We start from the raw sequence: 417 nt of genomic DNA, 5'->3' as shown, positions 1-417 counted from the left end.
GTGTCGGCATCCCCGCGTGCGTCGCGACGGCCCGCGCGGCCGCCGATCGTGCCGTCACTTCGAGCGCGCCGCGCGCCTAGACTTTCCACCAGAATCCGAAGAAGTGCGACGACAAGGAGGCGGACGATGACGTCCGAGACGAACACCCCCGCAGACACCGCGAGCAAGGCCGAACCGAAGCACGTCATGGTCGATCGCATCAACGGTTCGCTCGTGTACGCGATGTGGTCGGTCTTCTCCGTCTCCGAGGAGATCGACGGCGACCGCGACGCGATCGCCGCCGAGGCGCAGGCTTTCCTGGACTCGCTCGCCGACAAGGGCGTCACCGTCCGCGGCGCCTACGACCTCGCCGGCCTGCGCGCCGAGGCCGACCTCATGCTGTGGATGCACAGCGAATCCGTCGACGAACTGCAGAGC

1 protein-coding gene is annotated in these 417 nt (G+C 68.1%); it reads left to right on the top strand.

What is annotated here, in order from left to right; all coding sequences use genetic code 11:
* Nucleotides 1-126: 126 nt before the first annotated feature.
* A partial coding sequence (locus EEB19_RS26520) for a chlorite dismutase family protein (RefSeq protein WP_187590305.1) occupies nt 127-417 on the top strand: 291 nt, incomplete at its 3' end.

Origin of the sequence: Gordonia sp. OPL2 (assembly GCF_003797825.1) — a bacterium.
Classification (GTDB): Bacteria; Actinomycetota; Actinomycetes; order Mycobacteriales; family Mycobacteriaceae; genus Gordonia.
This window is presented reverse-complemented; position numbering and strand designations above follow the sequence as displayed.